This window comes from Micromonospora sp. WMMA1976, assembly GCF_027497335.1.
GTDB classification, from domain to species: domain Bacteria; phylum Actinomycetota; class Actinomycetes; order Mycobacteriales; family Micromonosporaceae; genus Micromonospora; species Micromonospora aurantiaca.
Map to the genome: position 1 here is coordinate 416,107 of NZ_CP114912.1, position 17,698 is coordinate 433,804.

The following is a 17,698-nucleotide window of genomic DNA, read 5'->3' on the forward strand; positions in this document are numbered from 1 at the left end:
CTCGGACCCACCACGCCTTCCCGACCTGCCCTCGTCTATTCGTGGCGGGCCGGATAGGGCAGGTCCACCACCCGGTCGTCGGTCAGCTCGGCACCCGGCGCCCAGACCTCGTACACGCCGCGTTCCAGACACTGCGCGCCGGTCGCGGCCACCCCGTCCGGATCCGGGCGGCGCAGCCGCAACCGCAGCCAGCCGCCCTCCTCCCGCAGCACCAGGCACGGCACCCCGCGCCAGGCCGCCGTGCGTACCCGGCGGGCCGGCGCGTCCACCGGGTATCGGGCCGCCCGGGTCATCGCGAGCACCCGGAACCCGCCCGGCTGGTCGGCCACCGCCTCGTACTCCGAACCCGCGTACGTGCCGACGAGCCGGGTGGAGCGCGGCGCGTCGCCGGTCGGCACGTACTCCTGGTCGGCGGCCAGGCCGGGCACCGCGGCGAGCAGGTGCCGCCACTGCGGCCCGGCCAGGCGCAGCCAGCCCCGCTGCTCCGCCTGGTAGGTGTAGAGCACCACCTCCACCCCCTCGACGGGGTAGGCGAGCAGCGTGGCGTTCGCCGGCATCGGCAGGTCGGCGAAGTCCCGGGTGACGAACTCCGGTACGAGCTGCGCGCTGCTCGGCACGAACCCGGTACCCAGCACCGGCGGCCCGAGCCGGTCCCGGGGCGGCAACGCCATGAGCCCCCGGTGCGCCACACCCACCGGCACGTCGTAGTCGGCCGGGTCGGCGGCCCGCCAGCGCAGCGCGTACGCCACGTCGCCGCCCTCGGAGTCGCCCCGCAGCACCGCCATCCCGGCCGGTGTCCGCAGGTGCGCCACGTCGTGCTCCCGGTAGCAGAAGCCGTGCGGCAGCACGCCCCGCACGTAGCCGGCGAGCTGCCGCGCGGAGAGCACCTTCACCATCCGGCTGCCGGGCCGGATCACCGCCGACGCCCGCACCGCGGCCAGCGTCGGGTCACCCGCCGCCCCCGGCTGCTGGCTGAGCCGGTGTACGTACTCCCAGCCCCGGTCCCGGTGCACCGGCATCAGCAGCGGCGCGTCCGTGTCGTCCGCCGACCCCGCGCCGCCGTGCACCGCGTCCACCTCGGTCGCGTGCACGAACCGCCGCCACGGATAGCCGGTGCCGGGCCGGGGACACCACTCGAACCCGGGCGCCTCGTCGGCGCTGAACAACTCGTACGCCGCGCCCCGGGCGATCTCCTCCGCCGGATGCACCCGGCCGCCGTACGTCACGCGCAACCCGGCCCGGTCGGAGGCGGGCCCGCCGGCCTGGTCGGTGACTGTCACTCCGAGACGCTAAGCCCGCCAGATGTGGGGCACGTGAACAGCCGGTGGCGGTCCGGGAACGCCGCACCGGGCCGGTGTGTGATGCTGGCCGCGATGACCGAGCAGACCGAGACCCGCAAGCAGCGCGCCGCCCGCCGGGCCGGGGAGTTCCCGCCCGCCCCCGAGCCGCTGCCCGTACCCGTGCCGGACAGCCACACCCACCTCGACATCACCGTCGGCGAGTTCGGCACGCCTCCCGGCGCCCCCGGCGACGACCCGGTGGCCGCCGCGATCGACGTCGCCGCCCGGGCCGGCGTGGACCGGCTCGTCCAGGTAGGGGTGGACGTCGACTCGTCCCGGTGGGGCGCCGACGTCGCCGACCGGTACGCCCCGGTGCTCGCCACAGTCGCGCTGCACCCGAACGAGGCGCCCCGGCTGGCCGACCTGGACGAGGCGCTGCGCGAGATCGAGACGCTCGCCGGCCGGGACCGGGTCCGGGGCGTCGGCGAGACCGGCATGGACTTCTTCCGTACCGGCGACGACGGGCGGGCCGCGCAGGAGGAGAGCTTCCGGGCGCACATCGCCATCGCCAAGCGGCACGGCAAGGCGCTGGTCATCCACGACCGGGACGCGCACGCCGACGTACTGCGCATCGTCGACGACGAGGGCGCCCCGGACACCGTGATCATGCACTGCTTCTCCGGCGACGCCGACTTCGCCCGTGAGTGCGTCCGGCGCGGCTTCCTGCTCAGCTTCGCCGGCACCGTCACGTTCGGCAGCGCCGCCGCGCTGCGCGAGGCCGCCGCCGTCACCCCACCGGAGCAGATGCTCGTGGAGACCGACGCGCCCTACCTCACCCCGATGCCGTACCGGGGACGGCCCAACGCGTCGTACCTGATCCCGCTGACGGTCCGCTTCCTCGCCGAGACCACCGGCACCGACCTGGACGAACTCTGCGCCACCATCTCCGCGACCGGCGACCGCGCGTTCGGGCCGTGGTGAGAGGATGCCCGGCGTGACCGGACTCCTCGGCCCGGCGGAGATCCGGGAACTCGCCGCGCGCCTCGGCGTCACGCCGACCAAGAAGCTCGGCCAGAACTTCGTGCACGACCCCAACACCGTGCGCCGGATCGTCACCACCGCCGGGCTCACTCCCGACGACGTGGCACTGGAGGTCGGCCCCGGCCTCGGCTCGCTCACGCTCGCCCTGCTTCCGGTCGCCGCACACGTGCACGCGGTGGAACTCGACCCGGCGCTCGCCGCCGCGCTGCCGGAGACCGCCGCCCGCTTCGCCGGGCCGGCTGCCGAGCGGCTCACCGTCCACCCGGCCGACGCGCTGCGGGTCACCGCCGCCGACCTGGCCGGCCCGGCGCCCACCGCGCTGGTGGCGAACCTGCCCTACAACGTCGCCGTGCCGGTCGTGCTGCACCTGCTCGCCGAGCTGCCCACGCTGCGGCACGGCCTGGTGATGGTGCAGAAGGAGGTCGCCGACCGGCTCGTCGCCGGTCCCGGCTCCAAGGTGTACGGCATCCCGTCGGTCAAACTCGCCTGGTACGCCCGCTCCCGCGCCGCCGGCAAGGTCCCGCCGAACGTGTTCTGGCCGGTGCCGAACGTCGACTCCGGCCTGGTCGCGTTCACCCGGCGCGAGCCGCCCCGGCCCGACGTACCCCGGAAGGCCGTCTTCGCCGTCGTCGACGCCGCGTTCGCGCAGCGCCGCAAGACGCTGCGCGCCGCCCTCGCCGGCTGGGCCGGCGGCGCGGACCGGGCCGCCGCAGCGCTCACCGCCGCCGGCGTGGATCCGGGCGCCCGGGGCGAATCGCTCACCGTCGAGCAGTTCGCCGCCATCGCCGCGTCGGCCCCGGACGCCCCCGGCGGCGAGCAGTAGGCTGGCGCCGTTGCCCGACCCCTCGCCGAGGAGCTGACCGTGCCGAAGCCGTTCGACATCCGCCCACGTCCGGTGGAGTCCAGCCGGTGACCGAGGCATGGCGACCGGGGGACGAGGACGGGCAGCGGCGCGGGGCCGGCGGCCCGGTCAAGGTGCGGGTGCCCGCCAAGGTCAACCTGCATCTCGGGGTCGGACCGCTGCGGCGTGACGGCTACCACGAGCTGAACACCGTCTACCACGCGATCTCCATCTACGACGAGCTGACCGCCCGTCGCGGCGACACGCTCACCCTCACGATGGAGGGCGAGGGCGCCGGCGAGCTGGCGCTGGACGACACCAACCTGGCGCTGCGCGCCGCGCACGCGCTCGCCGGTTACGCGGGCGTCGCCCCGCACGCCCGGCTGCACCTGCGCAAGCAGATCCCGCTCGCCGGCGGGCTGGCCGGTGGCAGCGCCGACGCCGCCGCCGCGCTGGTCGCCTGCGACACGCTCTGGGGCACCGGGCTGTCCCGCGACGAGCTGGCCGGCATCGCCGCCGACCTCGGCTCCGACGTGCCGTTCCTGATCCACGGCGGCACCGCGCTCGGCACCGGCCGGGGCGAGGCGGTCAGCCCGGTGCTGGCCCGCCCCACGTCCTGGCACTGGGTGGTGGCGATCGCCGACGGCGGCCTGTCCACCCCGGCCGCGTACCGGGAACTGGACCGGCTGCGCGACGCCGGAGCCGTCGGCACGCCGCTGGGCAGCACCGACGCGCTGCTCGCCGCGCTGCGTCAGCGCGACCCGCGGGTGCTCGCCGCCACGCTCGGCAACGACCTCCAGGACGCCGCGCTGACCATGCGCCCGTCGCTGGCCGAGACGCTCAAGGCGGGCGAGGCCGCGGGCGCGCTCGCCGGCATCGTCTCCGGCTCCGGGCCCACCTGCGTCTTCCTCGCCACCGGTGAAGCAGACGCGGTCCGGATCGCCGCCGAGATCACCGCCGCCGGGGTGTGCCGGGAGGCCCGCGTCGCGCACGGCCCGGTCGCCGGCGCCCGCGTGGTCTGACGCCCCGTACCCTTGACTCAGGCGTCCCGGGCCCCCGGGACGCCTGAGTCATGAAGGGTGGGTCAGTGGCCAACATCGTCAACCTGGACCGGGTGTCCAAGGGGTACGGCGCCGCGGGGCCGCTGCTCACCGACGTCTCGCTCGGCCTCGACGACGCCGACCGGGTCGGTGTGGTCGGTCTCAACGGCGCCGGCAAGTCGACGCTGCTGCGGCTGCTGACCCGCACCGAGGAACCCGACGACGGCCGCGTCACGCACCGCCGCGACCTGCGGGTGGCCTGGCTGCCGCAGCGCCTGGACCTGGCCCCCGAGCTGACCGTGCGGGACGTCGTGCTCGGCACCGCCTGGCTCGGCGAGAGCATGGGCGCCGAGCACGAGTGGGCCGGCGACGCGGGCGTGCGCGCCATCCTCGACGGCCTCGGCATGCCCCACCTCGGCCTGGACACGCCGGTCGGCCCGATGTCCGGCGGGGAACGCCGCCGCGTCGCGCTCGCCGCGCTGCTGGTCCGCGACGCCGACCTGCTCGTCCTCGACGAGCCCACCAACCATCTCGACGTCGGCGGCGTCGACTGGCTGGCCCGGCACCTCGTCACCCGCAAGGGCGCGCTCGTCGTGGTCACCCACGACCGCTGGTTCCTCGACGCCGTCTGCACCACCACCTGGGAGGTCGCCGACCAGACCGTCCGGGCGTACGAGGGCGGCTTCGCCGCGTGGACGCTCGCCCGCGTCGAACGGCAACGCGTCGCCGCCGCCACCGAGGCCCGCCGCCAGAACCTGCTCCGCAAGGAGATCGCCTGGCTGCGCCGGGGTGCCCCGGCCCGCACCTCGAAGCCCAAGTTCCGCATCGACGCCGCGAACGCGCTCATCGCCGACGTGCCGGAACCCCGCGACACCATGTCGCTGCAACGGCTCGCCACCGCCCGGCTCGGCAAGCAGGTGTACGACCTCGAACACGTCCGGCTGCACGCCGGCCCGAAGGAGATCCTGCACGACACGACCTGGCAGGTCGGTCCCGGCGACCGGGTCGCGATCCTCGGCCGCAACGGCGCCGGCAAGACCACCCTGCTGCGGATGCTCGCCGGGGTGACCGGCCCCGACGGCGGGCGCTTCGCCGCCGGGCAGACAGTCCGGCCCGCGTTCCTGTCCCAGGAACTCGCCGAACTCCCCGGCCACCTGCGCGTGCTGGAAGCCGTCGAGGAGGTGGCCCGGCGCGTGCAGTTCGGCGACCGGGAGATCAGCGCCGCCCAACTCGCCGAGATCTTCGGCTTCGACGACAAGCGGCTCTGGACCCCGGTGAGCGACCTGTCCGGCGGCGAGCGCCGCCGCCTGCAGATGCTGCGGCTGCTCGCCGGGGAACCCAACGTGCTGCTGCTCGACGAGCCCACGAACGACCTGGACACCGACACGCTCGCCGCGCTGGAGGACCTGCTCGACTCGTGGCCCGGCACGATCGTCGTGGCCAGCCACGACCGCTACCTGATCGAGCGGGTCACCGACGTCGCGTACGGCATGTTCGGTGACGGCCGGCTGGTGCACCTGCCCGGCGGCGTCGACGAATACCTCGCACGCGCCGCCGCGTCCGGCGGCCCGGCGCCCGCCGATCTCACCCCGGCCACGGCGGCGCCGGCGCGCGAGGGCATGTCAGCGGCCGAGGTACGCGTCGCGAAGAAGGAACTGAACCGGCTGGAACGGCAGATCGCCAAGCTCGAACAGAAGGAGGCGGGCCTGCACGAGCAGCTCGCCGCGAACGCCACCGACTACGCCCGGGTCGCCGAGCTGGACGCCCAGCTCAAGGAGGTACGAGCCGAGCGGGACCGCACCGAGGAGACCTGGCTGGCCCTCGCCGAGGAGCTCCCGGGCGGCTGACCTGCCGCCGGGGTGGGGGGTGTGCGGCGTCACTGACCGGCGTACGGGAGAATCACCGGTGGAACCCTCGTCCGAACGGTCTTTTGGAGACGCAGAGATGGCCCACACCCCCGTCAACCACCCCGCGCGGCCGATCTACCGGGCGATCGGCGGGCTCGTTGGTCTGTACTTCGTCGTCTTCGGCGGCCTCGGCATCATCGCCAGCGCCGGCAACGACTTCCTCGCCCAGGACGACACCAAGGTCCTCGGCCAGGGCACCAACATGGCGTTCTCGCTGCTGTCGGTGCTGGTCGGCGTCGTGATTCTGGTCGGCACCGCGATCGGTCGCAACCTCGACGTGGCGATCAACCAGTGGCTGGCCTACACGCTGATGGTGATCGGCCTGGCCGCCCTGGCGTTCCTGCAGACCGACGCCAACATCTTCAACTTCTCGATCATGACCGACGTCGTGGTCCTGACCCTGTCGCTGGTGCTCCTGATGGTCGGCATGTACGGCAAGGTCGGCTCCGACGACGAGCACGAGGCCTGGCAGAAGGCCCGCCTGGTGCTCTGATCCCGTCTCGTACCCGAAGGCCCGGCGCAGCGCGCCGGGCCTTCGGTGTTTTCCGGACGCCGACGGACATCCCAAGCGACAATTGCCCCGAATCAGTCACATGGCTGGAGGGCATCATGGCGCACTTCCCGGTGAACCACCCCGCGCGGCCGCTCTACCGGGTGCTGTCCGGGCTCATCGGCCTCTACATCCTGGTCTTCGGCGTCTTCGGCGTCTTCCAGACCTGGGGCGAAGGGCTGTTCGGCCGGGACAGCGACTGGGCGCTCGGCCTGCGCACCAACCTGGCCTTCTCGCTGGTCTCGGTGGTCTTCGGCGCGGTCCTGCTGGTCGGCGCGTCCCGCCGCGACAACCTCGGCCACTACATGAACCTCACCGCCGGGGTGGTCTTCCTGGTCACCGGCATCCTGATGATGTCGGTGCTCCAGACCCCGGCGAACTTCCTGAACTTCTCCATGTCGACGGTCATCGTGTCGCTGCTGTTCGGGCTGGTCCTGCTCGCCACGGGCCTGTACGACAAGGTCGGCACACCCGAGCACGCCGAGGAGGAACGGCAGCGCCGCTACCACCCCATCGGGGAACGCTCTCGGTGACCGGCGCCCTCGTCGCCACGACGGGCGCCGCGGCTCATTGGAGCGTCGGGCGACCGCCGTCGGCCTGGTCCGTCCGCGGGTCGTGGAGCGCGCGAAGCGCGTCGAGTGCGACAGCGGTGAGAACGCCACGGCCGACACCGGCGCGGCCGAGCAACTCCATCCCCCGGGTGACCGCGACGAAGTAGACCGCCAGTGACTGCACGTTCGCGTCCTCCGGGAGATCCCCGTTCTCCCGGGCGTGTTCCAGGCATCCGGCGTAGACCCCGGCGAGCTGCTCGATGCCGGCTTTCGTGACGGTCGAGAGCGGGTCCTCCTCGCCTGTCGACTCGACGAGCGCGCGCGTGGTGAGTGAGACCCGCCGATCGCTGCTGCTGAACTCGATCGCCATGCGGAGCATGTGCCCCCGGATTCGTTCCAGCGGCGAAGCGCCGTCGTGCCCGAGTGCTTCCGAGACGGCGCGCGTCGCCTCCTCCCGATCCTCGGAGAGCGCCCGGAGGAACAGTTCCCGCTTCCCGCCGAAGGCGTTGTAGAGGCTCTGCTTGCCCAGGCCGGTCGCCCGCACCAGGTCGTCGAGGGTCGAGGCGGCGAGGCCGTGCACGGCGAACACCTCGCTGGCGCTGCTGACGACGTCGCTCTCGACGAACTTGCGGGGACGGGCCACGGGGGAAGCCTACGTTATTGACCATCCGGTCAAAAACTTGCTAGCGTGGGCGGCGCGCATCGGCGAGAACTGTTCCCGCGGTGGCGCGACAATCGAGGACGGGCAGAATGAAGAGCAACGAAGAGATCGTTCGCGAGGCGTACCGGCTGGCGGAAGGGGATGTCCTCGACGGGCCCGGCTTCCGCGCCCTGTTCACCGAGGACGGAACGTTCAACGACATGCCCAACGGGCTGACATTCCGCGGGGACCAGATTCCGCAGGCGCTGACCGGCTTCGCCGGCGTCTTTCCCGACGTCCACCGCGAACTGCTCGACGTGCATGCTCTCGGTGACGTCGTCGCCGTCGAACTACGAATTCAGGGCACCCACCTCGGCGGTTTCCCCACGCCGGCCGGCGAGATCCCGCCGACCGGCAACCGGATCGACGTGCCGACCGCTGATCTCTGGCATCTGCGGGACGGAAAGATCGAAAGGTTCGACTGCTACAACGCGGCGAACGTGCTGCTCGCCCAGATCGGTGCCGGCCCCGACTTCGACTCGGCGATCGCAGCCGCCGCAGGGGCGTAGTGCCACCACCGCACCGCACGGCCGAGGATCCGGCTCACGTCCCGATCGGCCCCGGCTTCGAGGCCAGGTGCGACAACCCGTTCCAGGCCAGATTCACCAGGTGCGCCGCCACCGTCTCCTTGCGCGGCTTGCGCACCTCCAGCCACCAGCGGCCGGTCAGCGCCACCATGCCCACCAGCGCCTGCGAGTAGAGCTCCGCCAGCTTCGGATCGTAGCCCCGGATGGAGAACTCGCCCGCCAGGATGTGTTCCACCTGGTGCGCCACGTCGTTCATCACGCTGCTGAAGTTGCCCGTCGCGGACATCAGCGGGGACTCCCGGACCAGCACCCGGAAGCCGCTGGTCTCCTCCTCGATGTAGGTCAGCAACGTCAACGCGGCCTGCTCCAGCAACTCCCTCGGATGACCTGCGGTCAGCGCCGTGGTGATCCGGTCCAGCAGCGAGCGGACCTCCCGGTCCACCACCACCGCGTAGAGCCCCTCCTTCCCGCCGAAGTGCTCGTAGACCACCGGCTTGGAGACCTTGGCGCGCGCCGCGATCTCCTCGATCGAGGTCGCGTCGAAGCCCTTCTCGGCGAAGATCTGCCGGGCGATCGAGATCAGCTGCTCGCGCCGCTGCGTCGCGGACATCCGTACCCGGGAGGGCTTCGCCGCCGGCACGGGCCGCCGACGGGTGCGGTCGTTGCCGGAAACGTCGGTCACCCGTCCATCCTGCCAGGCGCGACGCTCGCGGTCAGACCGGCCGCTGTCGTACGCACGTTCTAATCTGCGCCGGTGACCGACCCCCTCGCCGCCGAGGCGCGGCGCCTACGCGTGGACGAGCAGCTCTCCGTCGCCGAGATCCGGGCTCGCCTGGGCATCGGCCGCGACCGGGTGTACGCGCTGCTGCGCGGCATCCCGCCGCCGGCGTGGACCCGCCGGCCACGCGCCCGGGACGACGCCCGTGCCGAAGCCCTGCGGCTGCGCACGGCGGGCCGGTCGGTCAATCAGATCGCGGTGCGGCTCGGGGTGGCGAAGTCGACCGCCTACCAGTGGGTGCGGCACCTGCCGCTGGATCCCGACGACGCGAGCGCGCAGCGGCGCCGCGAGCACTCGAAGGCGATGACGGAGGCGCGCTGGAGCGCGTACCGGGAGTCGCGCGACGCCGCACAGGCTGCGGAGCACGCCCGCGCCGCCGGTGTGGTCGGCGGTCTCGGCGAGCGGGACCTGCTGATGCTCGGTGCCGCGATCTACTGGTGCGAGGGAGTCAAGTCCAAGCCCTGGCGCCGGGCGGTGACAATCCAGTTCGTCAACACCGATCCGGGGTTGCTGGCCCTGTTCCTCCGATTCCTGGAGGTCTGCGGCGTGGACCGGACGGTGCCGACCTATCGCGTGAGCATCCACGAGTCGGCGGACGCCGAGGCCGCTGTGCGCTGGTGGGTGGCGCGGCTGCGGCTGCCCGCGGAGAGGTTTCGCCGTACGGTGCTCAAGCGGCACAACCCGACAACGGTACGGCGGAACACTGGCGACACCTATCACGGCTGCCTCGTGATCACCGTGCCCCGCAGTCGTGAGCTCTACTGGCGGATCGAAGGTATGATCGCCGAGCTGTTCCGGATCGCGGGCGAAGCGCAAGGGAAGACGCTGCTCCGTAGGTCTTGACATGGCGATGGGGTGTGGGGTAACGGCAACCCGCAGGCCTTTGGAGCCTTGAGCTCCTGGTTCGAATCCAGGCACCCCAGCTCATTCGTCGGATCGCTCTCGGGCGAACGGCGTTTGTGCGGCCGGATGCGAATTGTGGCGAGCCGCGTGGTTAGCATGACCGCGAGACTGTCGCCGTCCCGACGGGAGCCACGTCGTGTCCCAGCCCCACCTCCGCACCGTTGTCGTGCTCGCCGCCGGTGAGGGCAAGCGGATGAAGTCGTCCCTGCCCAAGGTGCTGCACCCGCTGCTCGGTCGTACCCTGCTCGGTCACGTCCTCGCCGCGGCCGGTCCGCTCGGCGCGGACCGCACCGTGGTCGTGGTCGGCCACGGCGCCGACCAGGTCAGGGAGCACCTGACCGAGGTCGCCCCGGGTGCCACGCCGGTGCTTCAGGAGCGCCAGCTCGGCACCGGCCACGCGGTCCGCATCGCGCTGGACGCGGTGCCGGACGCGACAGGCACCGTCGTGGTGATCAACGGCGACGTGCCGCTGCTGCGGCCGGAGACGGTCCAGGCGCTCGTCGAGGCGCACGAGGACGCCGCCGCGGCGGCCACAGTGCTGGCCGCCGAGGTGCCGGACCCGACCGGCCTGGGCCGGATCGTGCGGGACGTGCAGGGGCACCTGGAGCAGATCGTCGAGGAGCGCGACGCCACCCCCCAGCAGCGCGCGCTGCGGGAGATCAACGCGGGCATCTACGCGTTCGACGCGGCCCGGCTGCGGGAGGCGCTGGGCAAGCTCTCCACCGACAACGACCAGGGCGAGGAGTACCTGACCGACGTCTTCGCGCTGCTGCGCGACGCCGGTGAGCCGGTGGCGGTGCACTGCGCCGCCGACCACGTGGAGACGCTCGGCTGCAACGACCGGGTCGAGCTGGCCGCGCTGCGCCGGCTGCTGCGCGACCGGGTCAACGAGGGCTGGATGCGTACCGGCGTCAGCATCCTCGACCCGCACACCACCTGGATCGACGTGACGGTGACCGTCGAGCGGGACGCGGTGATCGACCAGAACACGCAGCTCCAGGGCGCCACGACGGTCGGCGAGGGCGCGCTCGTCGGCCCGGATACCACGCTCGTCGACACGGTGGTGGGGGCGGGCGCGAGCATCGTGCGCAGCCAGGCGCTCGGCGCCGAGGTGGGTCCGCAGGCGAGCGTCGGCCCGTACGCGTACCTGCGGCCGGAGTCGCGGCTGGGCCGCAAGGCGAAGGTCGGCACGTTCGTGGAGACCAAGAAGGCGTCGATCGGTGACGGGTCGAAGGTGCCGCACCTGTCGTACGTGGGCGACGCGACGATCGGCGACCACAGCAACATCGGCGCGGCGACCGTCTTCGTCAACTACGACGGAGTACGCAAGCACCACACCACCATCGGCAGTCACGCCCGTACCGGGGCGGACAACATGTTCGTGGCGCCGGTGCGGGTGGGCGACGGCGCGTACACCGCTGCGGGTTCGGTGATCACCGGCGACGTGCCGCCCGGTGCGATGGCGGTGGCGCGTGGTCAGCAGCGCAACGTGGAGGGCTGGGTGCTGCGCAAGCGGGCCGGCACGGAAGCCGCGGAGGCGGCGCGGCGGGCCGGTGAGGGTGCGCCGGACACGGGCGGCGCCGCAAGCGAAGGTGACTGACTCCACGGCGATCGCCGGGCCGTGGGTGGATCGCTGAACCGGGGGCATACTGCAACCGAACAGTCCCCGGCCCCACCGCCGCCGGGCACCACCGACATACGGGAGCAGACGGGCCCATGGGCAGCATCGTCGCCGAAAACCGCAAGAGCCTGATGCTCTTCTCCGGGAGGGGTTTTCCGGAGCTGGCCAAGGAGATCGGTGAGGTGCTCGGCGTCGCGCCGACGCCGGCCGACGCGTACGACTTCGCCAACGGCGAGATCTTCGTACGGTACAAGGATTCGGTCCGTGGTTCGGACGCCTTCGTGGTGCAGTCCGTGACGCACGGCGTGAACACCTGGGTCATGGAGACCCTGATCATGGTCGACGCGCTGAAGCGCGGCTCGGCCAAGCGGATCACCGTGGTACTGCCGTTCTACCCGTACTCGCGGCAGGACAAGAAGCACCGCGGCCGGGAGCCGATCTCGGCGCGGCTGATCGCGGACCTGCTGAAGACCGCCGGTGCGAACCGGATCCTGACCGTCGACCTGCACACCGCGCAGATCCAGGGCTTCTTCGACGGCCCGGTGGACCACCTGTTCGCGATGGACGTGCTGGCCGAGTACGTGGAGCACAAGTACGCGGGCCGGCCGATGACCGTGGTGGCGCCGGACTCGGGCCGGGTACGCGTGGCGGAGCGCTGGACCGACCGGCTGGGCGGCTGCCCGCTGGCGTTCATCCACAAGACCCGCGATCCGCTCAAGCCGAACCAGGTGGTGGCGAACCGGGTGGTCGGTGAGGTCGAGGGCCGGGTGTGCCTGATCGTGGACGACATGATCGACACCGGTGGCACGATCACCAAGGCGGCGGACATCCTCAAGGAGCAGGGCGCGGCGGAGATCGTGGTCGCCTCGACCCACGCGCTGCTGTCCGACCCGGCGACGGAGCGGCTGAAGAACAGCCCGATCAGCGAGGTCGTGGTGACTAACACGCTGCCGCTGCCGTCGGAGAAGCAGCTGGACAAGCTGACCGTGCTGTCGATCGCCCCGCTGCTGGCGCGGGCGATCCGGGAGGTCTTCGACGACGGTTCGGTGACCACCCTGTTCGGTGGCTTGAGCTGAGTGTGCGGTCCGGTCGCCGGGGGTTCCCGGCGGCCGGGCCGATGCCCTGCGGAACCGGCGGGGCGGTGATATGGGGGACTGCCGGAGAGCCGGGAATCCCCTCGGGTAGACTGGTGCGGTTGCCACGGCGAGGGTGCCCGGCGGGCTGCTGACAAGCACCGCACGGAGGCGCCGTCATCGACGCGGTGCTCCGGGCGGTCGTTCATGACCCTAGCCCCAGCGAGCCCCTCGCCCCAGCACCGCCAGACGACAAGCCGCCGCAGCGAAGCATCAGGAGTTTCCCCGTGTCCGAGGTAAAGATCAGCGCCGAGCCCCGTACCGAGTTCGGCAAGGGTGGTGCCCGTCGTACCCGCCGGGCCGGCAAGGTGCCCGCCGTGCTGTACGGCCACGGCGAGAAGCCCAAGCACATCGCGCTTCCGGCGCGGGAGTTCGCCGCCGCGATCCGCAAGGGCGGCGCGAACCAGCTCTTCGCGATCGAGGTCAGCGACGGCACCCAGGTGCTGGCGCTGCCGAAGGCGATCCAGCGTGACCCGATCAAGGACACCTTCGAGCACGTGGACCTGCTGCTGGTCCGCCGCGGCGAGAAGGTCACCGTCGAGGTCCCGGTCCAGCTGACCGGTGAGGCCGCGAAGGACACCCTGATCGTGCACGACCACGACACGCTGTCGGTGACCGCCGACGCGACCAAGGTGCCGGACCACCTGGAGGCGTCGATCGAGGGCGCCGAGCCGGGCACCACGATCACCGCTGCCGACGTCGAGCTGCCGTCCGGCGTCGAGCTGGCCACCGACGAGGAGACCGCTGTCGCCTCGGTGACCGCCGCTCCGACCGCCGAGCAGCTCGAGGCCACCCTCCCCGAGGTCGAGGAGGCCGCCGAGGAGGCCGAGGCCGAGGTCGGCGAGGAGACCGCCGAGGGTGCCGAGGGCGCTCCGGCCGCCGAGGGCGAGGAGGCCCCGGCCGAGGCGAAGACCGAGGCCTGACCGGTCCGCAAGGCTGTGCGACAGGCGTCCCCGGTTCCCGGGGGCGCCTGTCGGCGTATCGGGACGGCTGGTCGGGCGAGCGAGCGGGAAGGGGCGTCGGGTGACGGACGAGGCGGGACCGTGGCTGGTGGTCGGCCTGGGCAACCCCGGCCGGGAGTACGCGGGCAACCGGCACAACGTCGGGTTCATGGTGGCCGACCTGCTGGCGGCCCGGGTGGGCGCGAAGTTCGGGCGGCACAAGCGCGCGATGGCCGAGGCCGCCGAGGGGCGGCTGGGGTTCGGCGGCCCGAAGCTGGTGCTGCTGAAGCCGTTGACGTACATGAACCTCTCCGGCGGTCCGGTGGCCGGGCTGGCGCAGTTCCACAAGATCCCGCCGGCGCACGTGATCGCGGTGCACGACGAGCTGGACATCCCGTACGGGCAGGTGCGGGTGAAGTGCGGCGGCGGCGAGGGCGGGCACAACGGTCTGCGCTCGATGTCGAAGTCGCTCGGCACGAAGGACTACGTGCGGGTGCGGTTCGGCATCGGCCGGCCGCCGGGCCGGCAGGACCCGGCCGACTACGTACTCTCGGATTTCTCCCCGTCGGAGCGCAAGGAGCTGGAGTTCCTGGTGGACCGCGCGGCGGACGTGGTGGAGTCGGTGGTCGTGAAGGGCGTGGAGCCGACGCAGAACCTGTACCACGGGGGTTGACCGGCGGGGCGGAGCGCGGCCGGTAGCCTCGGGCGGCGGGAGCGAAGGCGGGTGACGGGAGCATCATGGGCAGTCCTCCGATGATCGACGGCGGTTTCGCCCGGTGGCTGGCGTCCCGGGCCGGTCAGGCGCTGACGGCCCTGCGCGCGGAGATGGGCTTCGCCGACGCGGGCGCGCTCCGGTCGGCCGGTGACAAGGTCTCGCACGACCTGATCCGCACCGAGCTGGCGAAGTGGCGGCCGGCGGACGCGGTGCTGTCGGAGGAGGACGAGGGCTCGCGGCTGGCCTGGACGGCGGAGGTGACGGACGCGGCGTTGTCGCGCCTGAACGCGGACCGGGTCTGGATCATCGACCCGTTGGACGGCACCCGGGAGTACGCGGAGGAGGGGCGCGCGGACTGGGCGGTGCACGTGGCGCTCTGGTCGCGTAACGCGTCGAGGCCGCACGGTCTGGTGGCGGGCGCGGTGGCGCTGCCGGCCCAGCACCGGGTGCTGGGCACGGACCACCCGCCGGCGTACCCGCCGATGACCGTGGAGGCGGCCACCGGGGGCGGCGCACGGGTCATCCGGTTGGCGGCCAGTCGTAGCCGTCCGCCGGTTTTCCTGACCGACCTGGCAGAGGACGTCGGCGCTCATCTGGTTCCGATGGGCTCGGCGGGCGCGAAGATCGCCGCCGTGGTGACCGGCGAGGTCGACGCGTACATCCACGCGGGCGGTCAGTACGAGTGGGATTCGGCCGCTCCGGTCGCTGTGGCGACGGCCACCGGTCTGCATGCTTCCCGGATCGACGGTTCTGCGCTGAAATACAACGGGGCCGACCCGCGCCTACCGGATCTGCTGGTCTGCCGCAAGGATCTCGCGAGTCGGTTGCTTGCAGCGTTGCAGCGGCATTCCGGGTAACCTGAGCGTTCTTCTTCACGAGTCCGACCTGAAAGGTCTGGAATCCGATGTACGGATCCGTGCGAATCGAGTTCGTGTCATGACGTCCCCCGCCGCGTACCAGGTGTCGCACCTCGACGCGCTCGAGGCGGAGAGCATCTTCGTGATGCGCGAGGTCGTCGCCGAGATGGAACGGCCGGTGCTGCTGTTCTCCGGCGGCAAGGACTCGATCGTGATGCTCCGGTTGGCCCAGAAGGCGTTCGCGCCGGCCAACATCCCCTTCCCGGTGATGCACGTGGACACCGGGCACAACTTCCCCGAGGTGCTCGACTACCGCGATCAGCGGGTGGCCGAGCTGGGCCTGCAGCTCATCGTGGCGAGCGTGCCGGAGGCGCTGAACAAGGGCCTGGTCCGCGAATCGGCCGACGGCATGCGCAACCGGATCCAGACGCCGGTGCTGCTGGAGGCGGTGGAGAAGCACCGCTTCGACGCGCTGTTCGGCGGCGCCCGGCGCGACGAGGAGAAGGCGCGGGCCAAGGAGCGGGTGTTCAGCTTCCGCGACGAGTTCGGCCAGTGGGATCCGAAGAACCAGCGTCCGGAGCTGTGGGCGCTCTACAACGGCCGGCACCACCCGGGCGAGTCGATCCGGGTGTTCCCGCTGTCGAACTGGACCGAGCTGGACGTCTGGCACTACATCGAGCGGGAGCGGATCCCGCTGCCGTCGATCTACTACGCGCACGAGCGCGAGGTGATCGAGCGCGACGGCATGCTCTACGCGGTGAACGAGTTCTTCCGGGCACGCGCCGGCGAGCAGCCGTTCAAGGCCCAGGTGCGGTACCGGACCGTGGGTGACGCCTCCTGCACCGCGGCGGTCCGCTCGGACGCCGACACGGTGGAGAAGGTGATCGAGGAGGTGGCCGCCACGCGGATCACCGAGCGCGGCGCGACCCGCGGCGACGACCGGGTCAGCGAGGCCGCCATGGAGGACCGCAAGCGAGAGGGCTACTTCTGATGAGCGTCGAGACCCTGGCCCCGGCCGAGAGCGAGACCGCGCGGCCGATGGACCTGCTGCGGTTCGCCACCGCGGGCAGCGTCGACGACGGCAAGTCGACGCTGATCGGCCGTCTGCTCTACGACACCAAGTCGCTGTTCAGCGACCAGCTCGCCGCCGTCGAGGCGGTCAGCGCCGCCCGTGGCGACGAGTACACGAACCTGGCGCTGCTCACCGACGGCCTGCGCGCCGAGCGGGAGCAGGGCATCACCATCGACGTGGCGTACCGCTACTTCGCCACGCCGCGGCGGAAGTTCATCATCGCCGACACCCCGGGGCACATCCAGTACACCCGGAACATGGTCACCGGCGCCTCCACCGCCGACCTGGCGCTGATCCTGGTGGACGCGCGTAAGGGCCTGGTGGAGCAGTCCCGCCGGCACGCGTTCCTCTGCTCGCTGCTGCGGGTGCCGCACCTGGTCCTGTGCGTGAACAAGATGGACCTGGTGGACTGGTCGCAGGAGGTCTACGAGCGGATCGCGGACGAGTTCACCGCGTTCGCCGCGAAGCTCGACGTGCCGGACCTGACGGTGGTGCCGGTCTCCGCGCTGCAGGGCGACAACATCGTCACCCGCTCGGAGAACATGCCCTGGTACGAGGGCCCGTCGCTGCTGCACCACCTGGAGCGGGTGCACATCGCCTCGGACCGCAACCTGGTCGACGTGCGGTTCCCGGTGCAGTACGTGATCCGGCCGCAGTCCACCACCGTCACCGACTACCGGGGTTACGCCGGTCAGGTGGCCTCGGGCGTGCTCAAGCCGGGCGACGAGGTGATGGTGCTGCCGTCGGGCTTCACCAGCCGGATCGCCGCGGTGGAGACCGCCGACGGCCCGGTCGACGAGGCGTTCCCGCCGATGTCGGTGACGGTCCGGCTGACCGACGAGCTGGACATCTCCCGCGGCGACATGATCTGCCGGCCGAACAACGCCCCGACGCCCGTGCAGGACATCGAGGCGATGGTCTGCTGGATGGACGAGACGCGGCCGTTGCAGGTCGGCGGCAGGTACGCGATCAAGCACACGACCCGCTCGGCGCGGGCGATCGTGCGCGGGCTGCACTACCGGCTGGACATCAACTCGCTGCACCGCGACGAGACGGCCGGTGAGCTGAAGCTCAACGAGATCGGCCGGGTCCGGCTGCGCACCACGGTTCCGCTGCTCGCCGACGAGTACCGGCGCAACCGCACCACCGGTGGCTTCGTCATCATCGACGAGTCGACGAACCGTACGGTCGGCGCCGGCATGATCGTCGAGGCCGGCTGACGTACGTGACGAGAAGGCCCC

The 17,698-nt window shown here is 72.0% G+C and carries 18 protein-coding genes and 1 tRNA gene; 16 read left to right on the forward strand and 3 right to left on the reverse strand.

Annotated features, from left to right (window positions below):
* Positions 1-35: 35 nt before the first annotated feature.
* Positions 36-1,280 carry a hypothetical protein gene (locus tag O7546_RS02100; protein ID WP_281600407.1) on the reverse strand — a complete coding sequence of 415 codons (1,245 nt, stop codon included), beginning with the start codon at positions 1,278-1,280 and terminating at the stop codon, positions 36-38.
* 81 nt (positions 1,281-1,361) lie between these two features.
* Between O7546_RS02100 and O7546_RS02105 the strand changes: the two genes are divergently transcribed.
* The 6 genes from O7546_RS02105 (at position 1,362) to O7546_RS02130 (ending at position 7,192) form a co-directional block, all read left to right on the forward strand.
* Positions 1,362-2,261: a TatD family hydrolase gene (locus tag O7546_RS02105; protein WP_269696097.1), complete on the forward strand. Its 900-nt coding sequence runs from the start codon at positions 1,362-1,364 to the stop codon at positions 2,259-2,261.
* 13 nt (positions 2,262-2,274) lie between these two features.
* Positions 2,275-3,144 (forward strand): 16S rRNA (adenine(1518)-N(6)/adenine(1519)-N(6))-dimethyltransferase RsmA, encoded by an 870-nt coding sequence (gene rsmA, locus O7546_RS02110; RefSeq protein WP_269696098.1) that lies wholly within the window; start codon positions 2,275-2,277, stop codon positions 3,142-3,144.
* 86 nt (positions 3,145-3,230) lie between these two features.
* A complete protein-coding gene (locus tag O7546_RS02115) occupies positions 3,231-4,184 on the forward strand; it encodes a 4-(cytidine 5'-diphospho)-2-C-methyl-D-erythritol kinase (RefSeq protein WP_281600408.1) in 954 nt (317 codons plus the stop codon).
* A gap of 65 nt (positions 4,185-4,249) precedes the next feature.
* Positions 4,250-6,049 (forward strand): ABC-F family ATP-binding cassette domain-containing protein, encoded by a 1,800-nt coding sequence (locus O7546_RS02120; protein ID WP_194798672.1) that lies wholly within the window; start codon positions 4,250-4,252, stop codon positions 6,047-6,049.
* A gap of 97 nt (positions 6,050-6,146) precedes the next feature.
* Positions 6,147-6,602, forward strand: a complete 456-nt coding sequence (locus O7546_RS02125; protein ID WP_194798671.1) for a DUF4383 domain-containing protein — start codon at positions 6,147-6,149, stop codon at positions 6,600-6,602.
* Positions 6,603-6,718: 116 nt separating this feature from the next.
* Positions 6,719-7,192: a DUF4383 domain-containing protein gene (locus O7546_RS02130; protein WP_194798670.1), complete on the forward strand. Its 474-nt coding sequence runs from the start codon at positions 6,719-6,721 to the stop codon at positions 7,190-7,192.
* A 34-nt stretch (positions 7,193-7,226) separates the two neighbouring features.
* Here the strand turns inward: O7546_RS02130 and O7546_RS02135 are convergent, their stop codons facing one another.
* Positions 7,227-7,853: a TetR/AcrR family transcriptional regulator gene (locus O7546_RS02135; protein ID WP_194798669.1), complete on the reverse strand. Its 627-nt coding sequence runs from the start codon at positions 7,851-7,853 to the stop codon at positions 7,227-7,229.
* A gap of 107 nt (positions 7,854-7,960) precedes the next feature.
* Here O7546_RS02135 and O7546_RS02140 point away from each other — a divergent pair, with 107 nt between their 5' ends.
* Complete coding sequence (locus O7546_RS02140; protein WP_121686223.1) at positions 7,961-8,419, forward strand: nuclear transport factor 2 family protein; 459 nt, start codon at positions 7,961-7,963, stop codon at positions 8,417-8,419.
* 34 nt (positions 8,420-8,453) lie between these two features.
* Here O7546_RS02140 and O7546_RS02145 read toward each other — a convergent pair whose 3' ends face one another.
* Entirely contained in the window at positions 8,454-9,119 is a 666-nt protein-coding gene (locus tag O7546_RS02145; RefSeq protein ID WP_194798668.1) for a TetR/AcrR family transcriptional regulator, read from the reverse strand.
* 72 nt (positions 9,120-9,191) lie between these two features.
* On the opposite strand from O7546_RS02145, the gene O7546_RS02150 reads away from it, so the two are divergent.
* The 9 genes from O7546_RS02150 to O7546_RS02190 all read left to right on the forward strand — a co-directional run bounded on the left by O7546_RS02150 (position 9,192) and on the right by O7546_RS02190 (position 17,677).
* Positions 9,192-10,058: a helix-turn-helix domain-containing protein gene (locus tag O7546_RS02150; protein WP_269696101.1), complete on the forward strand. Its 867-nt coding sequence runs from the start codon at positions 9,192-9,194 to the stop codon at positions 10,056-10,058.
* An 8-nt stretch (positions 10,059-10,066) separates the two neighbouring features.
* Positions 10,067-10,138: transfer RNA gene (locus O7546_RS02155), tRNA-Gln, on the forward strand.
* Between the two features lie 173 nt (positions 10,139-10,311).
* Entirely contained in the window at positions 10,312-11,718 is a 1,407-nt protein-coding gene (glmU, locus tag O7546_RS02160) for a bifunctional UDP-N-acetylglucosamine diphosphorylase/glucosamine-1-phosphate N-acetyltransferase GlmU (protein WP_228531343.1), read from the forward strand.
* A gap of 116 nt (positions 11,719-11,834) precedes the next feature.
* Positions 11,835-12,815, forward strand: a complete 981-nt coding sequence (locus O7546_RS02165; protein WP_013283956.1) for a ribose-phosphate diphosphokinase — start codon at positions 11,835-11,837, stop codon at positions 12,813-12,815.
* Positions 12,816-13,099: 284 nt separating this feature from the next.
* The gene (locus O7546_RS02170) at positions 13,100-13,795 is read left to right on the forward strand and encodes a 50S ribosomal protein L25/general stress protein Ctc (protein ID WP_194798666.1); all 696 of its coding nucleotides are present in this window, start codon (positions 13,100-13,102) and stop codon (positions 13,793-13,795) included.
* A 100-nt stretch (positions 13,796-13,895) separates the two neighbouring features.
* Positions 13,896-14,486 carry an aminoacyl-tRNA hydrolase gene (gene pth, locus O7546_RS02175; protein WP_281600409.1) on the forward strand — a complete coding sequence of 197 codons (591 nt, stop codon included), beginning with the start codon at positions 13,896-13,898 and terminating at the stop codon, positions 14,484-14,486.
* Between the two features lie 65 nt (positions 14,487-14,551).
* Positions 14,552-15,385 (forward strand): inositol monophosphatase family protein, encoded by an 834-nt coding sequence (locus O7546_RS02180; RefSeq protein WP_194798665.1) that lies wholly within the window; start codon positions 14,552-14,554, stop codon positions 15,383-15,385.
* 79 nt (positions 15,386-15,464) lie between these two features.
* The gene (gene cysD, locus O7546_RS02185; RefSeq protein WP_013283960.1) at positions 15,465-16,376 is read left to right on the forward strand and encodes a sulfate adenylyltransferase subunit CysD; all 912 of its coding nucleotides are present in this window, start codon (positions 15,465-15,467) and stop codon (positions 16,374-16,376) included.
* Positions 16,376-17,677 (forward strand): GTP-binding protein, encoded by a 1,302-nt coding sequence (locus O7546_RS02190; RefSeq protein ID WP_194798664.1) that lies wholly within the window; start codon positions 16,376-16,378, stop codon positions 17,675-17,677. Before cysD ends, O7546_RS02190 begins: the two co-directional genes overlap by 1 nt.
* Positions 17,678-17,698: the final 21 nt, after the last annotated feature.

Excerpts from the sequence above, each read along its gene's own strand:
- glmU (WP_228531343.1), top strand. The coding sequence starts at position 10,312 with ATGAAGTCGTCCCTGCCCAAGGTGCTGCACCCGCTGCTCGGTCGTACC.
- O7546_RS02190 (WP_194798664.1), top strand. The coding sequence starts at position 16,376 with ATGAGCGTCGAGACCCTGGCCCCGGCCGAGAGCGAGACCGCGCGGCCG.
- O7546_RS02140 (WP_121686223.1), top strand. The coding sequence starts at position 7,961 with ATGAAGAGCAACGAAGAGATCGTTCGCGAGGCGTACCGGCTGGCGGAA.
- O7546_RS02105 (WP_269696097.1), top strand. The coding sequence starts at position 1,362 with ATGCTGGCCGCGATGACCGAGCAGACCGAGACCCGCAAGCAGCGCGCC.
- O7546_RS02130 (WP_194798670.1), top strand. The coding sequence starts at position 6,719 with ATGGCGCACTTCCCGGTGAACCACCCCGCGCGGCCGCTCTACCGGGTG.
- cysD (WP_013283960.1), top strand. The coding sequence starts at position 15,465 with ATGACGTCCCCCGCCGCGTACCAGGTGTCGCACCTCGACGCGCTCGAG.
- O7546_RS02165 (WP_013283956.1), top strand. The coding sequence starts at position 11,835 with ATGGGCAGCATCGTCGCCGAAAACCGCAAGAGCCTGATGCTCTTCTCC.
- O7546_RS02180 (WP_194798665.1), top strand. The coding sequence starts at position 14,552 with ATGGGCAGTCCTCCGATGATCGACGGCGGTTTCGCCCGGTGGCTGGCG.
- O7546_RS02125 (WP_194798671.1), top strand. The coding sequence starts at position 6,147 with ATGGCCCACACCCCCGTCAACCACCCCGCGCGGCCGATCTACCGGGCG.